The organism is Tenggerimyces flavus (assembly GCF_016907715.1).
Lineage (GTDB): Bacteria > Actinomycetota > Actinomycetes > Propionibacteriales > Actinopolymorphaceae > Tenggerimyces > Tenggerimyces flavus.
The window spans coordinates 8,374,334-8,390,126 of the sequence record NZ_JAFBCM010000001.1 but is presented as its reverse complement, the minus strand read 5'-3'; the positions used below and the strand labels follow the sequence as shown (position 1 = coordinate 8,390,126).

Sequence of the window (15,793 nt, the reverse complement as noted above, 5' to 3'; positions counted from 1 at the left end):
GTGGCGAGCTGGCCGTCGTGCCGCTGCCGTCGAAGTGACTGTGCTCATCTCGTTCGGCGAGCCGCTGTCGACTTCGGGCTATGGGCGCGAGGCGGCGGACGACCCGATGCTGGTGTTCGATCTGACCGACCAGGTGCGGGAGACGATCCAGCACACCCTGTACGCGCTGCTACTCGACCGCCCGCGCGCGTTCTTCTAGCCGTCGCTCCCGCTTGCGGGGGTGGCGGTTGCGGGTCGGGTGGCGAGCTGGCCGTCGTGCCGCTGCCGTCGAAGTGACTGTGCTCATCTCCTTCGGCGAGCCGCTGTCGACTTCGGGCTATGGGCGCGAGGCGGCGGACGACCCGATGCTGGTGTTCGATCTGACCGACCAGGTGCGGGAGACGATCCAGCACACCCTGTACGCGCTGCTACTCGACGCCCGCGCGCGTTCTTCTAGCTCGCCAAGACCGCGATTTCGCATGTGGGTCGCCTAGAACGTCGCTCGGGTTAGTTACGAAACTTTCGCAGGCCGCGGATCTACTCGGCGTCAGTAGGCCGACGGTGGTGAAACTCATCGATGAGGGTCAGCTGGACGCAGAGACGCCTGGCAGGCGTCGGCGCATGGTGAAACTCACCGACCTGTTGGCGTACCGGCAACAGCGTCGTGAGCAGCAGTATCGGGCGCTGGTCGAGACTTCGATCGACTATGACGAGCCGGAAGAGAGCCCTGAGGCCATGGCCGAAAGGTTCCGGCGGATTCGCGCCGAGGTTGCCGCGGAACGGCGCGCGAAGCCCACGTCCTAGGTGGTTGAGAGGATGGCGGCCATGTTCGCCGCCCTCCTTGACACCTGCGTGCTCTACCCAGGTGAGGCGTTACGACATGGTGGAGGTCGGTGAGATCTTGGCGCCTGCACTATCCGAGGACTAGCGCACGTTCAACCACCGCTATTCGACAGCCGCGGCTAGGACCTGTTGGGTAAGTCGGTGGTGCTGGCGGATGGGTGCCGGTGCCGCTTTACCTGGCGAGCGGGCGCTTTACGCGGGGTGTATCCCACGTAGAGCGGCAAATGATCATGTAAACATGATCATTTGCCGGCTCCGGCCTAGTCGTCGCCGGGGATCGGGAGGTCGGGGAACTCCGGCAGCGGACCCTCGTTGTCCGGCGCGGGAGTAGAGGGAGCTGGCTGCGGGGACTCCGACTTGGGCTTCTTCTCGTCGACCAGGTCGTCACCACCCGGCAGCGGCAGCGGTAGCGGCAGGGACGTCGGCAGCGGCAGCGAGGTCGGCAAGGGGAGTGGGAGCTCCGGCGGCAACGGCAGCGGCAAGGACGTCGGCAGCGGCAACGGCAGCGCCGTGGGTAGGGGGAGCGGGAAGCCGCTCGGCAGCGGCAACGGCGGCAGGGGGACCGACGTCGGCAACGGGAGCTCGGTCGGCAGCGGGACGCGCGGCGACGTGGGCACCGGGTTCGGGATCGGCGGGAGAGGCAGCGGCGCCTTGGTCGGCCCGGGGTCGCGCGGGCCCGGCTCGGTCGTCGGACCAGGCCGCGGACCCGGCGGGAACGGGCCGGGCGGCACCGTCGGGATCCCGTCGAGGTTCGGCTTCGGCGACGGCGAGGTCGCTTCCTTCTTCTCCGGCGCGGGTGCCGGCGCGCTGTCGTCGGACGGGGCCGGCGAGTCGGCGCTCAGCAGCGTGACCTCGCCGCCGGTCGGGTTGGTCCCGCACTCCGGGCACAGGTCGAGCGCCTTGCCGTCGAGTGCGTCGAGCGTGGTCATCGCCTCGTCGTACGACGGCATCAACGTCGGCGGCAGGAACTGCTGCAGCGCCTGCACCTTCGGCCGCGCCTCGGAGACGAAGTGCCGGATCATCACCAGCGGCGCCTGGCGCTGGTCGAGGCGGTACGCCTCGGTGAGCAGCCCGCCGCCGCGCTTGGCGTCGATGACGAAGTCGGTGAGCGAGCCGCGGACGAGGTCCAGCTCCTCCGGCTCGGCCGAGTTCAGCGACACGCCGCCGACCAGGCCGACCGTCTCGTCGAGCCGGATCTCCGCCTGGCGGAGGAACGCCCGGCCGCGCGACTCGGAGTTGGAGGTGAAGCCGGCCTCGGTACGTTCGAGGCCGCGCTTCAACCCGTACAGCACATCGCCGGGCAGCGCTGTGCGCGCTGCCGCGGCGGTGCCCACCATGCCGCCGGCCAGGGCGACCGATGCGGCTGCCGCCACGAGCCGAACTCGTGGCGGTCGCACCGCGGACCGGGCGGCATGGGCGGGTGCCGCGGGCTCGCCGAGCGGCAGTTCCTCGGCGGCCGAGACCAGGCGCTCGCGCAACGAGCTGCGGAACGCCGGGGCTGGCTCGATCATCGCGGGCGTCAACATCGCGACCACGTCGAGCAACGGCACGATCTTGGGGTCGCGGGACTGCCTGCGTTCGTCGACGAGCCGTGCGAAGTCCTCGGCACGCCGGCGTGTCGCCAGGAGCGAGGTCATCGACGGTCTCCTTGATCGAGCGATCCGGACATCTCGACCAACGAGTCGAACCATCGCAGGGTTACGCTGCCGGCGCGTACCGTGCCAACGCCAAAGGGCCTAATGTTCACGATGCCCCCGACCGGCTCTACCGGAGGCCTTCGGGCAACAGCTTGGCGAGATTGCGGATCGCCCGAAGCTGCAGCTGTTTGACCGCCCCCTCGCTCTTCGCGAGGACGTGCGCGGTCTCGGCCACCGAGAGGCCGTTGAGGAACCGCAGAACGAGACATTCCTGCTGGTCGGCGCCGAGTTGCTTGAGCGCCTTGACCAGTTCCTCGTTCGCGAGGCTTGCGAGGACGTCGTTCTCCGGGCCCTCAGAAGCGGAGTCGTAGTCCAGGATCTCGCCGGTCGCGACCTCGAGCCGGAAACGTCCGGACTTGAAGTGGTCGGTGACCAGGTTGCGCGCGATCGTGACCAGCCAGGCGCCGAAGTCGCGACCCTGCCAGTGGAACGAGTTCAGCGCGCGCAGCGCCCGGAGGAACGTCTCGCTGGTGAGGTCCTCGGCGAGCACGTGCGTCCCGACGCGGTAGTAGATGTAGCGGTAGATCGTGGAGAGGTAGTGGTCGTACAGCTGCCCGAATGCCTCGGCGTCGCCACCCTTGGCGAGCTCGACCAGCGCGATCATGCGGCGGGTCTCGGCGTCCTCGATGGTGTCGTGCAGCCCGTCGCGCGGGTGAGCCAGGTGAGCGCCACCGGCCCTCGACCGCGCGGTCTCGCTGTGAACGGCCTGGAGGATTCCGTCAGATCGGTCGAATTCTGGCCGTGACTCAGGTAGGGGTTCGCTCGTTGACGTCTTTGCTAGCGCGTAAGCAGGCTCGATCGCGCTTGCCAGCGCGTCGTGCATCGCGCGCACAACTGCACGGAACTCCGCCATTCCCGCCGAATCGGCGAGCGCGGGTCGTGCCCTGTCCACCATCAGTTCAACTCCTGCCCCCCGAGCAGGGATCGCTCGTGGCCTCCATCAGGCATCGTAGGGAACATCCCCCGAGATGTGAACAGTCAGTAGCCGACGATTACTCTCAGTGAACGATCTCTTGGAGCCTGGCCCCGGCTCGCCCACACTATGCCGCCTGGCGGAGCAGGTCGACCCCTCCGCGGGATTGGGAAACGACCGGCTGCGGGACGCCTGTCGACGTATCCGGGCAAAGGTCGCGAAGGTGTTCCTGTCACACCGAGGGGTGCTCGCCGTGTCATGCGGGTGAAGCCAACTCACCCTCGGAAAGGACACCTCATGCGAGTCTTCGTCACAGGCGCGACAGGAGCCCTGGGACAGCACCTCGTTCCCCAGCTCCTCGCTGCCGGCCACGACGTCACCGCCACGACGCGATCGCCTGACAAGGCGGCAGGTCTGCGCGCAGCTGGCGCCGAGCCCGTCGTGCTGGACGGCCTCGACCGCGACGCGGTCGTCGCGGCGGTGGTCGCCGCCCGGCCGGACGCGATCGTGCACCAGATGACCGCGCTGGCGGACCTGCACAGCCTGACGAACCTGGACGAGTCGTTCGCCGCGACGAACGAGCTGCGCACCCGCGGCACCGACAACCTGCTCGCCGCCGCGGAGACCGCGGGCACACGCCGGGTCGTCGCGCAGACCGCCGAGCGGACGCTCTACCGTTCCGGCGCCTCGGCGAAGGTCGAGACCGATCCGTACGACGAGCCGGTCTCGGCGGCGGCACGGACGCAGGCGGCGATCCGGTACGTGGAGCAGACGGTTCCCGCGGCGGTGCCCGAGGGGATCGTGCTGCGGTACGGGACGTTCTACGGGCCGGGTGCCTCGGACTTCCTGCTGGAGGCCGTGCGCGCCCAGCACCTGCCGGTGATCGGCGGTGGGACCGGGATCTGGTCGTTCATCGAGACCAGCGACGCCGCTTCGGCGACCGTCGCGGCGATCGAGCGGGGCGAGCCGGGCATCTACAACGTCGGGGACGACGACCCAGCGCCGGTCGCGGACTGGCTGCCGTACCTCGCCGAGGTCGCCGGCGCGCAGCCGCCGGCGCAGGTGCCGGTCTCGGTGGGCGAGGAGCTGGCTGGCGAGTTCGTCGTGGTCCAGATGACGACGGCGCGCGGGATCTCCAACGAGAAGGCGCGCAAGGAGCTCGGCTGGGAGCCGCGGTTCGCGAGCTGGCGGGACGGGTTCCGGGCCTGGGTCGCCTAGAAGCCCTTGAACCAACGGCGGTGCCGGCGCTTGGCCTTTTGCCGGATCGCGACGACGGCCGCGGCCGCGCCGCCGGCGGCACCGAGCAGCACGGCGATGAAGAAGCCCAGGCGCGCGGCTCGGCGGCCGCGGCGGAAGTCGCGGATCCGCCAGTTGCGCGCCTTGGCGTACGAACGGAGCTTGCGGTCGGGGTTGATCGCGTACGGCGTCCCGACCAGCGAGAGCATCGGGACGTCGTTCGCGCTGTCGGAGTACGCCGAGCAGCGGGCGAGGTCGAGGCCCTTGTCGGCCGCGAGCAGCGACACCGCGTCGGCCTTCGCGGTCCCGTGCAGCAGGTCGCCGACGAGGCGGCCGGTGTACCGGCCGTTCTCGATCTCCGCGACGGTCCCGAGCGCCCCGGTGAGGCCGAGCCGACGCGCGAGCACGCGCCCGATCTCGACCGGTGCAGCGGTCACCAGCCAGACGCGTTGCCCCTGGTCGAGGTGCAGCTGGGCGAGCGCCCTCGTGCCCGGCCAGACCTTTGTCGTGATGACCTCGTCGAGGATCTCCTCGGCCAGCTCCTCGAACTGGTCGACCGGCCAGCCCGCGACGAACTCCAGCGCGTGCTCGCGGACCCAGGCGATGTGATCGGGGTCCTCCGAGCCGAAGATGCGGAACGACAGCTGCTTCCAGGCGGCGTTGAGGACGTTCGCCGTCGAGAAGAACTTGCGGGCGTGCAGGCCGCGCGCGAGGTAGAAGATCGACGCACCCCGCATCAGCGTGTTGTCGACGTCGAAGAAGGCCGCCGCGGTCAGGTCGGGCTCGACGTCGAGCGCGGAGCCGGGCTCCTCGGCCTCGGCAACGGCCACGACCTTGTCGACGTGATGCTCGTCGCCGGGCGTCATGAGGCCACCTTAGAGGCTCCGCTCAGCCTCGGCGTTCCTGGTGTGGCACACTCCCGTCGTGGTCTCGCCCGCCGTTGTGCAGACCGTTGCGGTCAACCTGGCTGACCTGGTCCGTCAGGCAGCCAAGGATGCCCCCGAACGAGCGGCGCTCATCGCCGGCGACCGGCGCGTGACCTGGTCCGAGCTCGATCGGGCCGTCGACGCGCTCGCGGCCGGGCTGGCGGCGCAGGGTGTCGTGGCCGGGCACCGCGTCGCGGTGGCTTTGCCGAACGGGATCGACCTCGTGACGGCGATGTTCGCGACCGTCCGCGCCGGGTTGGTCGTCGTACCGCTCAACCCCGAGAGCCCCACGGCGGAGTACGCGCGGGCGCTCGAGCACGTGCGGCCGCGGCTCGTTCTGGCTGGTCCCGGCAGCGTCGAAGCCGTGCGCTCGGCCGTCGCGACTCTGTCGTCCTCCGATGGTGACGGGCCGCGGCCCGTCGTCGTCGCCGTGGACGCGCCGGCCCAGGCTGGCGAGCTCGCGTACGCCTCGCTGCCGGGCTCCGGGCCGGCTGCCGTGCCGCCGCGCGACCCGGAGGCGTTGGCCGCTCTGCTGTTCACGTCTGGCACGAGCTCGGCGCCGCGCGCCGCGATGCTCACGCACCGCGCGCTGCTCGCGAACGTCGCGCAGATGGCGTCGATCGAGCCGCCGGCGATGCGTGCGAACGACGTCGTGCTCGGGTTGCTGCCGTTGTTCCACGTCTTCGGGCTCAGCCTGCTCGCGCTGTGCGCTCGGGCCGGGGCGACGATGGTGCTCGCGGGCCGGTTCGACCCGGAGGCGACGCTGGACCTGGTCGCCTCGGAGAAGGTCACGAACATCCCGGTCGCGCCTCCGGTCTTCGTCGCGTGGCAGTCTTTTCCGGATCTGGCTGCGCGGCTGGCGAGCGTGCGGCTGCTGCTGTCGGGCGCGGCACCGCTGCCGATCGCCGTCGCCGATGCGATCAAGGCCTCGTCGGGGCTGATGGTGCACGAGGGGTACGGGCTCACCGAGGCGGCGCCGGGCGTGACCAGCACGTTGTGCTCCGCGTCGCCGAAGGCCGGCTCGGTCGGTGCGCCGCTGCCGGGCGTCGAGGTGCGTGTGCAGGTCGACCCGGGCGCCGAGGACGCGGACGAGCCGGGCGAGATCCTCGTACGTGGCGCGAACCTCTTCTCCGGCTACTGGCCCGACGGTGTCGACGGTCCTTCTTCGGATGGCTGGTTGGCGACGGGTGACGTGGGCTACCTCGACGCGGACGGCGACCTGTACCTCGTCGACCGGGTCAAGGAGCTCGTGCTCGTCTCCGGCTTCAACGTCTACCCGCGCGAGGTCGAGGACGTGATCGCCTCGTTCCCCGGCGTCTCGTCCGTGGCGGTGATCGGCGTGCCCGACGAGCGCACGGGTGAGTCGGTGAAGGCGTACGTCGTTCCTGCTGCCGGTGCCTCGGTGATTCCGGAGGACGTGCTGGCGTTCGCTCGCGATCGGCTGGCGCGCTTCAAGTGCCCGGCGGCGGTCGCGATCGTCGAGGAGCTGCCTCGCTCGGTGGCCGGCAAGATCGCGAAGGCGCGGCTCCGGCTGGCCGAACGCGAAGCCTCGCTGGGGTTCTAGCGCTTGTGTAGGCCGAACGCGATAGCGACGGCGGCGAGTCCGGCGGCGGTCCACGCGGCGGTGGTGTAGCCCGTTCCGGTTGGCGCGAACTGGCCTGACGGCGTGTGCGCGGCGAGGAGCAGGCCGCCGAAGGCGCTGCCGATCGAGAAGCCGACGGACCGTACGACCTGGTTGACGCTCATCGCGGCGGCGGTGTCCTCCGGCGGTGTGACGGCGAGGATCGCCTGCGGCATAGCGGCCGAGAGCCCGCCGACCGCGAAGCCGAGCAGGGACATCGCGACGATCGGCCACGCCACCCCGGCCGCGCTGGTGAGCGCGAACGTGCCGCAGGCCGCGACCACCACGACGCCGCTGCCGGCGAGCAGCTTGAACGGGCCCGTTCGTTGTCCGATCTGCGGTGCCATGCGGCCCGCGACGAAGCCGAGGACGGAGAACGGGACGAGCACCAGCCCGGCTTGGAAGTCGGTGAGCCCGTAGCCATAGCCGACGGTGGGAGGCGTCTGGACGTAGCGGGTGATGCTCGCGAACAGCAGGTACATCGCGATGCCTGCCACGAGCATGATCAGGTTGGCTCTCGCGACGGCAGGATGTCTGAGCGCGCGGACGTCGACCAGCGGTCTCTGGACGCGACGTTCGACCGCCACCCAACCGGCGAGCACGGCGACGGCCGCGGCGAGGACCGCCGCGGCGATGACGGGGTGGGTGGTCCAGCGGATCGCGTTGCTGGTGACGAGCAGGACGGCGATGAGGCCGATCGAGAGCAGTGCGGCGCCGGCCCAGTCGACGGGGCCGGCCTTCGGTGCGTCCCTGTCGTCGCGGGGGATCGCGACGATCGCCGCGACGAGGGCGGCGGTGGCGACGACGAGGCCGAGCAGGTACGCGGCACGGACGCCGCCGAGCTGGGTCAGGAGCCCAGCGAGCGGATAGCCGACGCCGACGCCGACCGTCGAGGCGACCGAGAGCATCGCGATCGTGCTCGGTGCCTTGTCGCCGAGGTGCTGCCGCGCGATCGCCATCATCAGCACGGTCAGGCCGAGCCCGACGCCTTGGGCGGCCCGGCCGATGAGCAGGACGGCGAACGGCGCTTCGACGACGGTCGCGACGCTGCCGGCGACGACGATCGCCAGCATGGCGAGGACGACCTTGCGCCGGTGTCTGCCGTTGCCCAGCCTGCCCAGGAGCGGGGCCGAGACCGCGCCCGCGAGCAGGGCGATCGTCAGTGTCCATTGCGAAGCGCTGAGCGAGACCTCGTACTCCTCGGCGACGGCGGTGATCAGCGGGGCGCCGATGCTGCCGATGGCGGCGGTGACGAGGGCGACGAACAGCAGGGCCGCCCTGATCATGTGTTGCCCGTTGTAGTACTTGCCCATCGCCGTCAGCTGACCAGCCCGTGCTCGTGGGCGAAGACGACGATCTGCACGCGGTCCCGCAGCGCGAGCTTGCGCAGGATCGAGCCGACGTGGGTCTTCACCGTCGACTCGCTGACGAACACCGTCCCCGCGATCTCGGTGTTCGACAGGCCCCGAGCCACGGCGGTGAAGATCTCGCGTTCCTTCTCGGTCAGCGACTGGTACGCGACCGGCACCGAGGTCCGAGCGCGGAACGAGCCCTCCAGCAGCGAGGACAGGTCGTTCGGCGCGAGCACCGCGTTGCCCGCGTGCACCGTACGGATCGCGTGCCCGAGCATCGGCGGCGTGGTGTCCTTGAGCAGGAATCCGCTTGCCCCGTAGCGAATCGCGGTCGCCGCGCGGTCGTCGAGGTTGAACGTGGTCAGCACGATCACGCGCACCGGCCGCTCGCGCGCGACCACCCGCTCCGGCGAGAAGATCTGCCGCGTCGCCTCGACGCCGTCCAGCTCGGGCATCCGGATGTCCATCAGCACCACGTCGGGCGCGAGCGCGTCGACCAGCGTGACCGCCTCCAGGCCGTCGGACGCCAGGCCCACGACCTCCATGCCCCCTTGGGCGTTGACGATCACCTCGACTCCGGCGCGGAACAGCTCCTGGTCGTCGGCGAGCAGGACCCGAATCGGCGGCGCGGTCACGGAGCCGACCGGACCGGTACCCAGGCGGTCGTCGTGTACGTGGGGCCGCCCGCCTCGTCCCGGCGACGGACGTCGAGCCGTCCGCCCACCGCCTCGAGCCGCCGGCGCATGCCCTCGACACCCTGCCCGGCGCCGGAGTGGGCCGTACCGATCACGTTGCGCACTTCGATCCTCAGCTCCCCGTCCCAGTGGCGTTCCACGATCACCGGCGAACCGCGCCGGCCGTGCTTGATCGCGTTCGTCAGCATCTCCTGCAGCACGCGGAAGGCTACGACGGACAGCTCCGGCGGCAGTGGGCGCAGGGTGCCTATCTCCGAAGACAGCACCTCGTGCCCGCTCGCCCGGACCCCGTCGATCAGCTCGTCCAGCGCCTGCGGACGTACGGGCGGAGTCGAGCCGCCGGTCCGGGCGAGCACCTCGCGTACGTCCTGCAACGAGGTCCGCGCGGACGTCGCGATGTTCGCCATGGTCTGCTTCAGCGAGCTCGGATCGTCGAGGTACTGCGCGGACTCGGCCTGCGCGAGGATCACCGCGAGGGAGTGGCCGACGACGTCGTGCACGTCCCGCGCGAGCTCGGTCGCGGTGTACGCGCGCGCCGCGTCCGCCTCCGCCGCCTGCTTGTGGACCTCCTCCTCGCGAGCACGCGCGCTGTAGCGCAGCGACAGGCCGGCGAACCACGGCACCATCAGCACGGCCGCGCCGAGGAAGACGACCGCGAGCTGCCAGCTGTTGGTGAAGCCGATCGCGGCGTCGAAGACCGGCTTGATCGCGCTGATGTCGATGTCGCGGATCACGCCGCCGATGCCGACGAACGTGGTCGCTGCGGCGCCGATCGGGATGGACACGCCGGTCAGCGCGACCACCGTACGGCTGCCCCATCGAGCGCCGCCGAACGCGATCAGCACGAACGAGAGGTTGACCAGCATCACCTCGCCGTTGCTGATCCACATCAGTACGAACACCGCCCAGGCGAGGGCGAGCGCGAGCCCCGGCCTGCGGCGGAACATGCTCACGGCGACCGCCGTACCCAGCGCCTCCGGAGCGCCGGACAGCCCGTCGGACCACACCTCGGCCAGCCCGAGTAAGGCGACCATCGCGCCGACGAGGAGGTCCGGCGTCCAGTCCTGGAGGCGTTGGCGGTCGATCGTGATCGTCATGCGACGCGCACCCGTTGCAGCGGTCGCTCGACCAGGTGCCAGCTGACGGTGGCCATAGCGAGGGTCCCGACGAGCGCCACGATGCCGGCCCAGGCGTCCAGGTGCGGGCGGAGCCAGATCGAGAGCGGGTAGTTCCACAGGTACGCGCCGTACGAGACCGTGCCCAGCCAGGTCAGCGCACGCAGCGCCGGCGTGGTCACGTCGGTCCACGTACGCCACGACAGCAGCAGGACGCCGGTGAGCAACGCGATGGCCGGACCTCCCGCCAGATAGGTGAACGCGGTGCCTCGCAATGGAATCACGCTCTGCACGGCGAGTGCCGCCAGCGCGGCGGGAACCGCCCAGGCCGGCGGGTGGATGCGGTCGCGGTAGACGCGCGTCGCGGCGCCGATCACGAAGCAGACCGCCCAGGAGGTCGGCAGCGAGTACGCGAGGTCGGGTGCCTCCCAGAGCCAGCCGAGCGTGGCGACGCAGCCGACGACGCACGCGACACCGACCGCGACGAGGGCCGTCCGGACCTTCAGGCGCGCGAAGGCGAACGCGAGGATCGCGGGCCAGAGCAGGTAGAACTGCTCTTCGGTCGCCAGTGTCCACAGGTGGAACGTCGCGTCGCTCGCGTGCCCGAACGGCAGGTTGCCCGTCCAGGTGAGCGCGACCGCGACGGTCTTGCCGAGCTGCCAACGGTCGCCGATCGGGTTCAGCGTGAGCGTGACCGCGACGACGCCGGCGATGAGGAACAGCATCGCCGGAACGAGCCGCCGCGCCCTTCGCAGGTAGAAGTGGCGGAAGTTCACCCGGCCGGTCTCGTCGAGCTCGTCGACCAGCAGGCCGGTGATCAGGTAGCCGCTGAGCGCGAAGAACATCACGACCCCGACCACGCCGGCGCCGGCGAACTGATCGGGGAACGCGTGCCGCAGCATCACCAGCCCGATCGCGATCCCGCGAAGAACGTCGAGCCCAGCGATGCGTCCAGGTCGTGTCTGGCGAATAGCGCCGGTCATCGCGCTCCGCGCCAGGCGATCCTTGACAGACACGGCCTAGTCACGGGACCGCCAGCGCGTCGGCGATGAGCAGGTCGAGCAGCTCGGCGTACGTCAGGCCCGCGGCGGCGAACAACCGCGGCACCTGCGAGTGCTCGGTGAAGCCGGGCATCGTGTTGACCTCGTTCAGCACCCAGCCCGCGTCGGTACGGAAGAAGTCGACCCGCGCGACGCCGCGACAGTCGAGGGCGGTGTACATGGTCTGCGCCGCGTCCTCCAGCGCCTTCCGGTCGCCGTCCTCGAGCGGTGCGGGGACGACGAACTTCGCGCCGCCGCCGTACTTCGTCTCGTAGTCGAACACGCCCCCGTTGGCGATCTCCAGCGGCGGCGAGACGCGGCTGCCGAGCACGGCGATGTCGATCTCGCGACCGACCAGCAGGTCCTCGACGAGCACGCGGTCGTCGTACGCGAACGCCTCCTCCAGCGCCCGAGCCAGCTCGCCGGCCTCGCGCACGAGCGCCACCCCGCGGCTCGAACCCGCGGCGACCGGCTTCACGACGACCGGATGCGTCCACGCGTATCCGGCCGCCGAGGACCGGGTCAGCAGGACGCCTGGCGCGGTCGCGATGCCCATGGCGTTCGCGATCAGCTTGGTCGTCCACTTGTCCATCGCGATCGCGCCGGCTCGGACGCCGGACCCGACGTACCTGACGCCCGCCAGCTCGCACAGCGCGGCCAGCGTGCCGTCCTCGCCGCGCGGGCCGTGCACGATCGGCAGCACGACCTGGCAGGTCTGCAGCCGCGCGACCGCGGCGGCGAGCCCGACCGGCCGGCCCTCGTCGAGCCACAACCCGTCGCGGGTGATCGTGAGCGGTACGACCTCGTACGGCCCGGTCCGCAGCGTCGAGGCGACCGACGCCGCGGAGGACAGCGACACCTCGTGCTCGCAGTTCTGGCCGCCGCCGATGACGGCGACCCTGATCCTGGCGTTCATGCGACCCTCCGCCGTACGCGGCTGCCGATCCGCGTGACGATCTCGTGTTCGATGGTTCCCGCCCAGGTCGCCCACTCGGCGACCGTCGGCTCGCCCGCGTCGCCCGGCCCGAAGACGGTGGCGACCTCCCCGGGCAGGACGGGATCGTCGCCGAGGTCGACGACGAGCTGGTCCATGCTGATGCGGCCGACCACCGGGTGGCGCCGGCCGCGGAGCGCCACGTGCGCTGTCCCGCTGGCGCTGAGCGGCAGGCCGTCGGCGTACCCGAGCGGCAGCAGGCCGAGGTACGTCGCGGCGGGCGCGGTCCAGGTGTGGCCGTACCCCACCGGTGTGCCGGCGCGGACCCTTCGCACGGTGACGACCGGCGCTTGCAGCGTCATCGCGGGCCTGAGCCGCGTCGTGCGCGACGGGTCGATGCCGACGAGCCCGGCGCCGATCCGGCACAGCGTGTGGTGCGCGAGCGGGTCGGTGAGCGTCGCGGCGGTCGCGGCGAGATGCCGCCATCGCGGCCGCAGTCCCGCCGCCCGTGCGGTCTGCAGTCCCCAGGCGAACCGCGTCCGCGCGGTGGAGTTGGCGCTGTCGCCGGGGACGTCGGCGTGGCTGAGGTGGCCCATCACGCCGACGACCTGGAGCGTGCGGTCGAGCTCGGCCCGGCGCGCGGCGCGGCACAGGTCCGACCACGCCTCGGGCTCGGCGCCGTCGCGGGCGAGGCCGGTGTCGAGGTGCAGGTGGACGTACGCGCCGGGGCTCCTCGTTGGGTCGGGGGCACCCTCGTCCCATAGGTTCGGACGAGGGTGCCCCCGACCCAAACCACCGGCGATCGCGTCCAGGTGCTCGCGGCTGGGGACGGCGAGCTCGACGCCGGCCAGCCCGGCCGCGCCGAAGTCGGCGTCGACCGCGTTGAGCCAGCTCAGGATGGGTGCGTCGATCCCTTCGTCGCGCAGTGCCAGGGCCTCGTCGACGTTCGTCACGCCGAGCCTCGTCGCGCCGTTCGCGAGCGCGGTGCGGGCGACGTCGGCGGCGCCGTGGCCGAAGCCGTCCGCCTTGACGACCGCCATGACCGCGGCCGAGGTCCGGGCGGCGAACGTGCTCGTGTTCTCGGCGATCGCTCCCAGGTCGACGGTGAGCTCCGCGCTCTGGGTGCCGCGCGGGGCGAGGAGCACGCTCACGCCGCGGTCGGTAGGTCGACGGGTCCGTACAGCGCCGCTGGTGCGTCCGTCATCAGCGCCCAGTAGCGGTCGCCGTAGCTCCAGTGCCACCACTCGGTCGGATAGTTGACCAGGCCCACGCCGCCGAGGGCTGCCGCGAGCAGGTCGCGGTTGCGGCGAGCCCAGAAGCTGATGTTGTCGGCCGCGAAGTAGCAGGCCTTGTCGCTCTCCTCCGGCGTCGCGTCGATCGGTGTCCCCAGGTCGAGCTTCTGGCCGTGCCGGTCGACCAGCGTGAGGTCGACCGCCGCGCCGGCGACGTGCGGCGCGACCTCCAGCGGGGAGACCCACCGGCTGGTCAGGCGGTGCAGTTCGTCGGCGTCGATGCCCGGATGCGCTGCGCGCAGCTTGCGTGCGTACTGGTCGATGATCCTGAGCTGGTCGGCGGGGGAGCGGTGGCCCTCGCGTACGCGGATCCGGACGCCGCGTGGCAGATCCTTCCGTGCCTCGACCAGCTTGTCGGCCAGCGGCCGGCGGACGAGGGCGCGGGCAGGGCCGAAGTCGGGATCCAGCCGGACGAGAGGGTCGTGGTTCTCGTGGACGGGGATCGCGGCGACCCGGTGGTCGGACAGCAGGATGATCACGAACGGGAACGCTAGGAAGTCAGGGGTACCGCCGGCCTCCACCTGAGGTGCCGGACCGCTGGCCGGGAGGACAGGGTCTGGTGGCCGTCAGGGCAGGAGGAACCCTGACACGGTCTTGGCGACTCGAGGTGCGGTCTTGCCTTCGGGGCCGAAGTGGTCGAGTCCTTCGATGGTCTCGAACGTGGCGGTCTTCAGCTCATCTTGGAGTGGTTGGAAGTCTCCGCGCGACTTGGTGCCCGTGAGGACCAGGGTGGGGGTGGTGAGGTCGGCGTACCTGCCGGTCTCGCCCTGGAGGGCCGCGAGCTGCTGGTGCTCGGCGAGGCACGGCCTGAGGAGGGGGACCGTGCGGCGCCATTTCTCGCCGGGGAAGACGAAGCGCATCATCAGCCGGAGGTACCAGTCGGGCATGCGTTCGATCAGCCTTGGCGCGCCGCCGGAGCCCTTGACGAAGTGCACCAGGGCGCCTCGGGGATCGCCCCGATCCAGCGCTTGCTCGTACGGCTTCATCCAGGTGGTCGGGAACGGGTCGCTCGGCAGCCCGGGCTCATACGTGGCGACCTTGTCGAACGCGTCGGCCGCCTCGAGCGCGACGAACCCGCCGTAGCTGTGGCCGAACACGAACCGCGCGCCGGTCGCGTTCTGCACGGCGAGCAGGTCCTCGACCTCCTTGCGTACGTCGTAGTCCTTGCCCTGCGGGCCGCTGTCGCCGCGGCCGCGCCGGTCGACCGTGTGGACGGTGAAGCTGGTGAGCGCGTTGGCCAGGTCTCGGTAGTCGTCGGCTGTCTTGAGCGCGCCGCCGACGACGATCAGACCGGGTCCGTTGCCTGTGGTGCTGAAGGCGATCTTGGTGCCGTCGCGGGAGGTCGTGGTGGTCATCGCAGCACTCCGAGCAGCCGCTCAGTCTGCATTGCGTACTCCTCGTATTTCACGCCACTCGCCTCGACCAGCTTCGCGAACCTGTCCTCGAGCAGTTGCTGAGCCTTGCTGACCAGCCGCTTCCCCTCGGGCGTCAACACGAGCTGGCGTCTGTGGCCGCCGCCGGGGTCCGGGCGTACGTCGAGCCAACCGTCGTCCGCGAGCACGGCCGTCATCCGCGACACCGACGGCTCAGTGACCCCGAGACTGTCCGCAAGCGCCCGCTGCGTGGTGGCCCCGAGCTCGCCGACGTGGGTGAGCGCGAGGAACCTCCGGTACGAGACCTCCAACTCGGCACGCAGAATCCGGTCCGCCGCCCGATCGAGCAGCGCGGTGAGAACATGCAGATCAAAGCTCAAGCGACGGTTCATGGGATGAACTTAGCATGCTTAGTTAGCAAGGCAAGGTTTGAATGAAGGGACCCTTCATTCGAACCTATTGAATGAAGGTGCCCTTCATTCAAAACAGCGGGGACGGAAGGCCCGGCGTCATCTGAGCCACAAGAGACCGAGGGCCAACAAGCGACGCAAGCACGGCAGCAAACCCCAACAGCAAGAAACCTCCCCCGGGACACCTGTTCCGGGGGGCAGGGGCGGCGCGTGAAAAACAGGTGGCCGGGCCGGGGCGAGTCAAGGGCCGCTCCGCGGTCGCGAAGCGACGTCGTTTGCAAACTGCGCGAAGCGCCCGTCCAAACGGCGCCCTTGACGCGCCCCGGACCGGCCACCACCATCGACCGCCGCCACAGACCCCGAGAGC

At 70.7% G+C, this 15,793-nt stretch carries 16 protein-coding genes and 1 pseudogene; 5 read left to right on the top strand and 12 right to left on the bottom strand.

What is annotated here, in order from left to right; all coding sequences use genetic code 11:
• Positions 1–34: 34 nt before the first annotated feature.
• From JOD67_RS39100 to JOD67_RS39090, 3 genes and pseudogenes are all read left to right on the top strand, one after another.
• Positions 35–199, top strand: coding sequence for a hypothetical protein (locus JOD67_RS39100; protein ID WP_205122695.1), 165 nt, complete (start codon positions 35–37; stop codon positions 197–199).
• Positions 200–278: 79 nt separating this feature from the next.
• Positions 279–473 (top strand): hypothetical protein, encoded by a 195-nt coding sequence (locus JOD67_RS39095; protein ID WP_205122694.1) that lies wholly within the window; start codon positions 279–281, stop codon positions 471–473.
• Between the two features lie 40 nt (positions 474–513).
• Positions 514–783: pseudogene (locus tag JOD67_RS39090) on the top strand (helix-turn-helix domain-containing protein); the annotation flags it as partial.
• A gap of 299 nt (positions 784–1,082) precedes the next feature.
• Here the strand turns inward: JOD67_RS39090 and JOD67_RS39085 are convergent.
• Both JOD67_RS39085 and JOD67_RS39080 read right to left on the bottom strand, forming a co-directional pair.
• Positions 1,083–2,459 (bottom strand): DUF5667 domain-containing protein, encoded by a 1,377-nt coding sequence (locus tag JOD67_RS39085; RefSeq protein ID WP_205122692.1) that lies wholly within the window; start codon positions 2,457–2,459, stop codon positions 1,083–1,085.
• Between the two features lie 127 nt (positions 2,460–2,586).
• Positions 2,587–3,414 carry an ECF subfamily RNA polymerase sigma factor, BldN family gene (locus JOD67_RS39080; protein WP_239554258.1) on the bottom strand — a complete coding sequence of 276 codons (828 nt, stop codon included), beginning with the start codon at positions 3,412–3,414 and terminating at the stop codon, positions 2,587–2,589.
• Between the two features lie 315 nt (positions 3,415–3,729).
• Between JOD67_RS39080 and JOD67_RS39075 the strand changes: the two genes are divergently transcribed.
• Positions 3,730–4,650 (top strand): NAD-dependent epimerase/dehydratase family protein, encoded by a 921-nt coding sequence (locus tag JOD67_RS39075; RefSeq protein WP_205122691.1) that lies wholly within the window; start codon positions 3,730–3,732, stop codon positions 4,648–4,650.
• Here JOD67_RS39075 and JOD67_RS39070 read toward each other — a convergent pair.
• Positions 4,647–5,534, bottom strand: a complete 888-nt coding sequence (locus JOD67_RS39070) for an HAD family hydrolase (protein ID WP_205122690.1) — start codon at positions 5,532–5,534, stop codon at positions 4,647–4,649. The genes JOD67_RS39075 and JOD67_RS39070 overlap by 4 nt on opposite strands.
• A gap of 58 nt (positions 5,535–5,592) precedes the next feature.
• Between JOD67_RS39070 and JOD67_RS39065 the strand changes: the two genes are divergently transcribed.
• Entirely contained in the window at positions 5,593–7,158 is a 1,566-nt protein-coding gene (locus JOD67_RS39065) for an AMP-binding protein (protein ID WP_307782711.1), read from the top strand.
• On the opposite strand, the gene JOD67_RS39060 is transcribed toward JOD67_RS39065, so the two are convergent.
• From JOD67_RS39060 to JOD67_RS39020, 9 genes are all read right to left on the bottom strand, one after another.
• Entirely contained in the window at positions 7,155–8,528 is a 1,374-nt protein-coding gene (locus tag JOD67_RS39060; protein WP_205122689.1) for an MFS transporter, read from the bottom strand. The two genes, JOD67_RS39065 and JOD67_RS39060, sit on opposite strands and share 4 nt — an antisense overlap.
• Before the next feature lie 5 nt (positions 8,529–8,533).
• Positions 8,534–9,202 carry a response regulator gene (locus JOD67_RS39055; RefSeq protein WP_205122688.1) on the bottom strand — a complete coding sequence of 223 codons (669 nt, stop codon included), beginning with the start codon at positions 9,200–9,202 and terminating at the stop codon, positions 8,534–8,536.
• The gene (locus tag JOD67_RS39050; RefSeq protein WP_205122687.1) at positions 9,199–10,359 is read right to left on the bottom strand and encodes a sensor histidine kinase; all 1,161 of its coding nucleotides are present in this window, start codon (positions 10,357–10,359) and stop codon (positions 9,199–9,201) included. The genes JOD67_RS39055 and JOD67_RS39050 overlap by 4 nt, the downstream gene beginning before the upstream one ends.
• On the bottom strand, positions 10,356–11,360 hold the full coding sequence (locus JOD67_RS39045; RefSeq protein WP_205122686.1) for an acyltransferase family protein: 1,005 nt from the start codon (positions 11,358–11,360) through the stop codon (positions 10,356–10,358). The genes JOD67_RS39050 and JOD67_RS39045 overlap by 4 nt, the downstream gene beginning before the upstream one ends.
• A gap of 40 nt (positions 11,361–11,400) precedes the next feature.
• Positions 11,401–12,333 (bottom strand): D-alanine--D-alanine ligase family protein, encoded by a 933-nt coding sequence (locus JOD67_RS39040; protein WP_205122685.1) that lies wholly within the window; start codon positions 12,331–12,333, stop codon positions 11,401–11,403.
• On the bottom strand, positions 12,330–13,502 hold the full coding sequence (gene alr, locus JOD67_RS39035; RefSeq protein WP_205122684.1) for an alanine racemase: 1,173 nt from the start codon (positions 13,500–13,502) through the stop codon (positions 12,330–12,332). The genes JOD67_RS39040 and alr overlap by 4 nt, the downstream gene beginning before the upstream one ends.
• Entirely contained in the window at positions 13,499–14,122 is a 624-nt protein-coding gene (locus tag JOD67_RS39030) for a M15 family metallopeptidase (protein WP_205122683.1), read from the bottom strand. The genes alr and JOD67_RS39030 overlap by 4 nt, the downstream gene beginning before the upstream one ends.
• Before the next feature lie 87 nt (positions 14,123–14,209).
• Positions 14,210–14,998: an alpha/beta fold hydrolase gene (locus tag JOD67_RS39025; RefSeq protein WP_205122682.1), complete on the bottom strand. Its 789-nt coding sequence runs from the start codon at positions 14,996–14,998 to the stop codon at positions 14,210–14,212.
• Positions 14,995–15,408, bottom strand: coding sequence for a MarR family winged helix-turn-helix transcriptional regulator (locus JOD67_RS39020; protein WP_205122681.1), 414 nt, complete (start codon positions 15,406–15,408; stop codon positions 14,995–14,997). The genes JOD67_RS39025 and JOD67_RS39020 overlap by 4 nt, the downstream gene beginning before the upstream one ends.
• Positions 15,409–15,793: the final 385 nt, after the last annotated feature.

What these genes read in the sequence shown, in the direction of transcription:
- JOD67_RS39085 (WP_205122692.1), bottom strand. Translation starts at nt 2,459, where the DNA reads ATGACCTCGCTCCTGGCGACACGCCGGCGTGCCGAGGACTTCGCACGG.
- JOD67_RS39080 (WP_239554258.1), bottom strand. Translation starts at nt 3,414, where the DNA reads ATGGTGGACAGGGCACGACCCGCGCTCGCCGATTCGGCGGGAATGGCG.
- JOD67_RS39075 (WP_205122691.1), top strand. Translation starts at nt 3,730, where the DNA reads ATGCGAGTCTTCGTCACAGGCGCGACAGGAGCCCTGGGACAGCACCTC.
- JOD67_RS39070 (WP_205122690.1), bottom strand. Translation starts at nt 5,534, where the DNA reads ATGACGCCCGGCGACGAGCATCACGTCGACAAGGTCGTGGCCGTTGCC.
- JOD67_RS39060 (WP_205122689.1), bottom strand. Translation starts at nt 8,528, where the DNA reads ATGGGCAAGTACTACAACGGGCAACACATGATCAGGGCGGCCCTGCTG.
- JOD67_RS39050 (WP_205122687.1), bottom strand. Translation starts at nt 10,359, where the DNA reads ATGACGATCACGATCGACCGCCAACGCCTCCAGGACTGGACGCCGGAC.
- JOD67_RS39045 (WP_205122686.1), bottom strand. Translation starts at nt 11,360, where the DNA reads ATGACCGGCGCTATTCGCCAGACACGACCTGGACGCATCGCTGGGCTC.
- JOD67_RS39040 (WP_205122685.1), bottom strand. Translation starts at nt 12,333, where the DNA reads ATGAACGCCAGGATCAGGGTCGCCGTCATCGGCGGCGGCCAGAACTGC.
- JOD67_RS39025 (WP_205122682.1), bottom strand. Translation starts at nt 14,998, where the DNA reads ATGACCACCACGACCTCCCGCGACGGCACCAAGATCGCCTTCAGCACC.
- JOD67_RS39020 (WP_205122681.1), bottom strand. Translation starts at nt 15,408, where the DNA reads ATGAACCGTCGCTTGAGCTTTGATCTGCATGTTCTCACCGCGCTGCTC.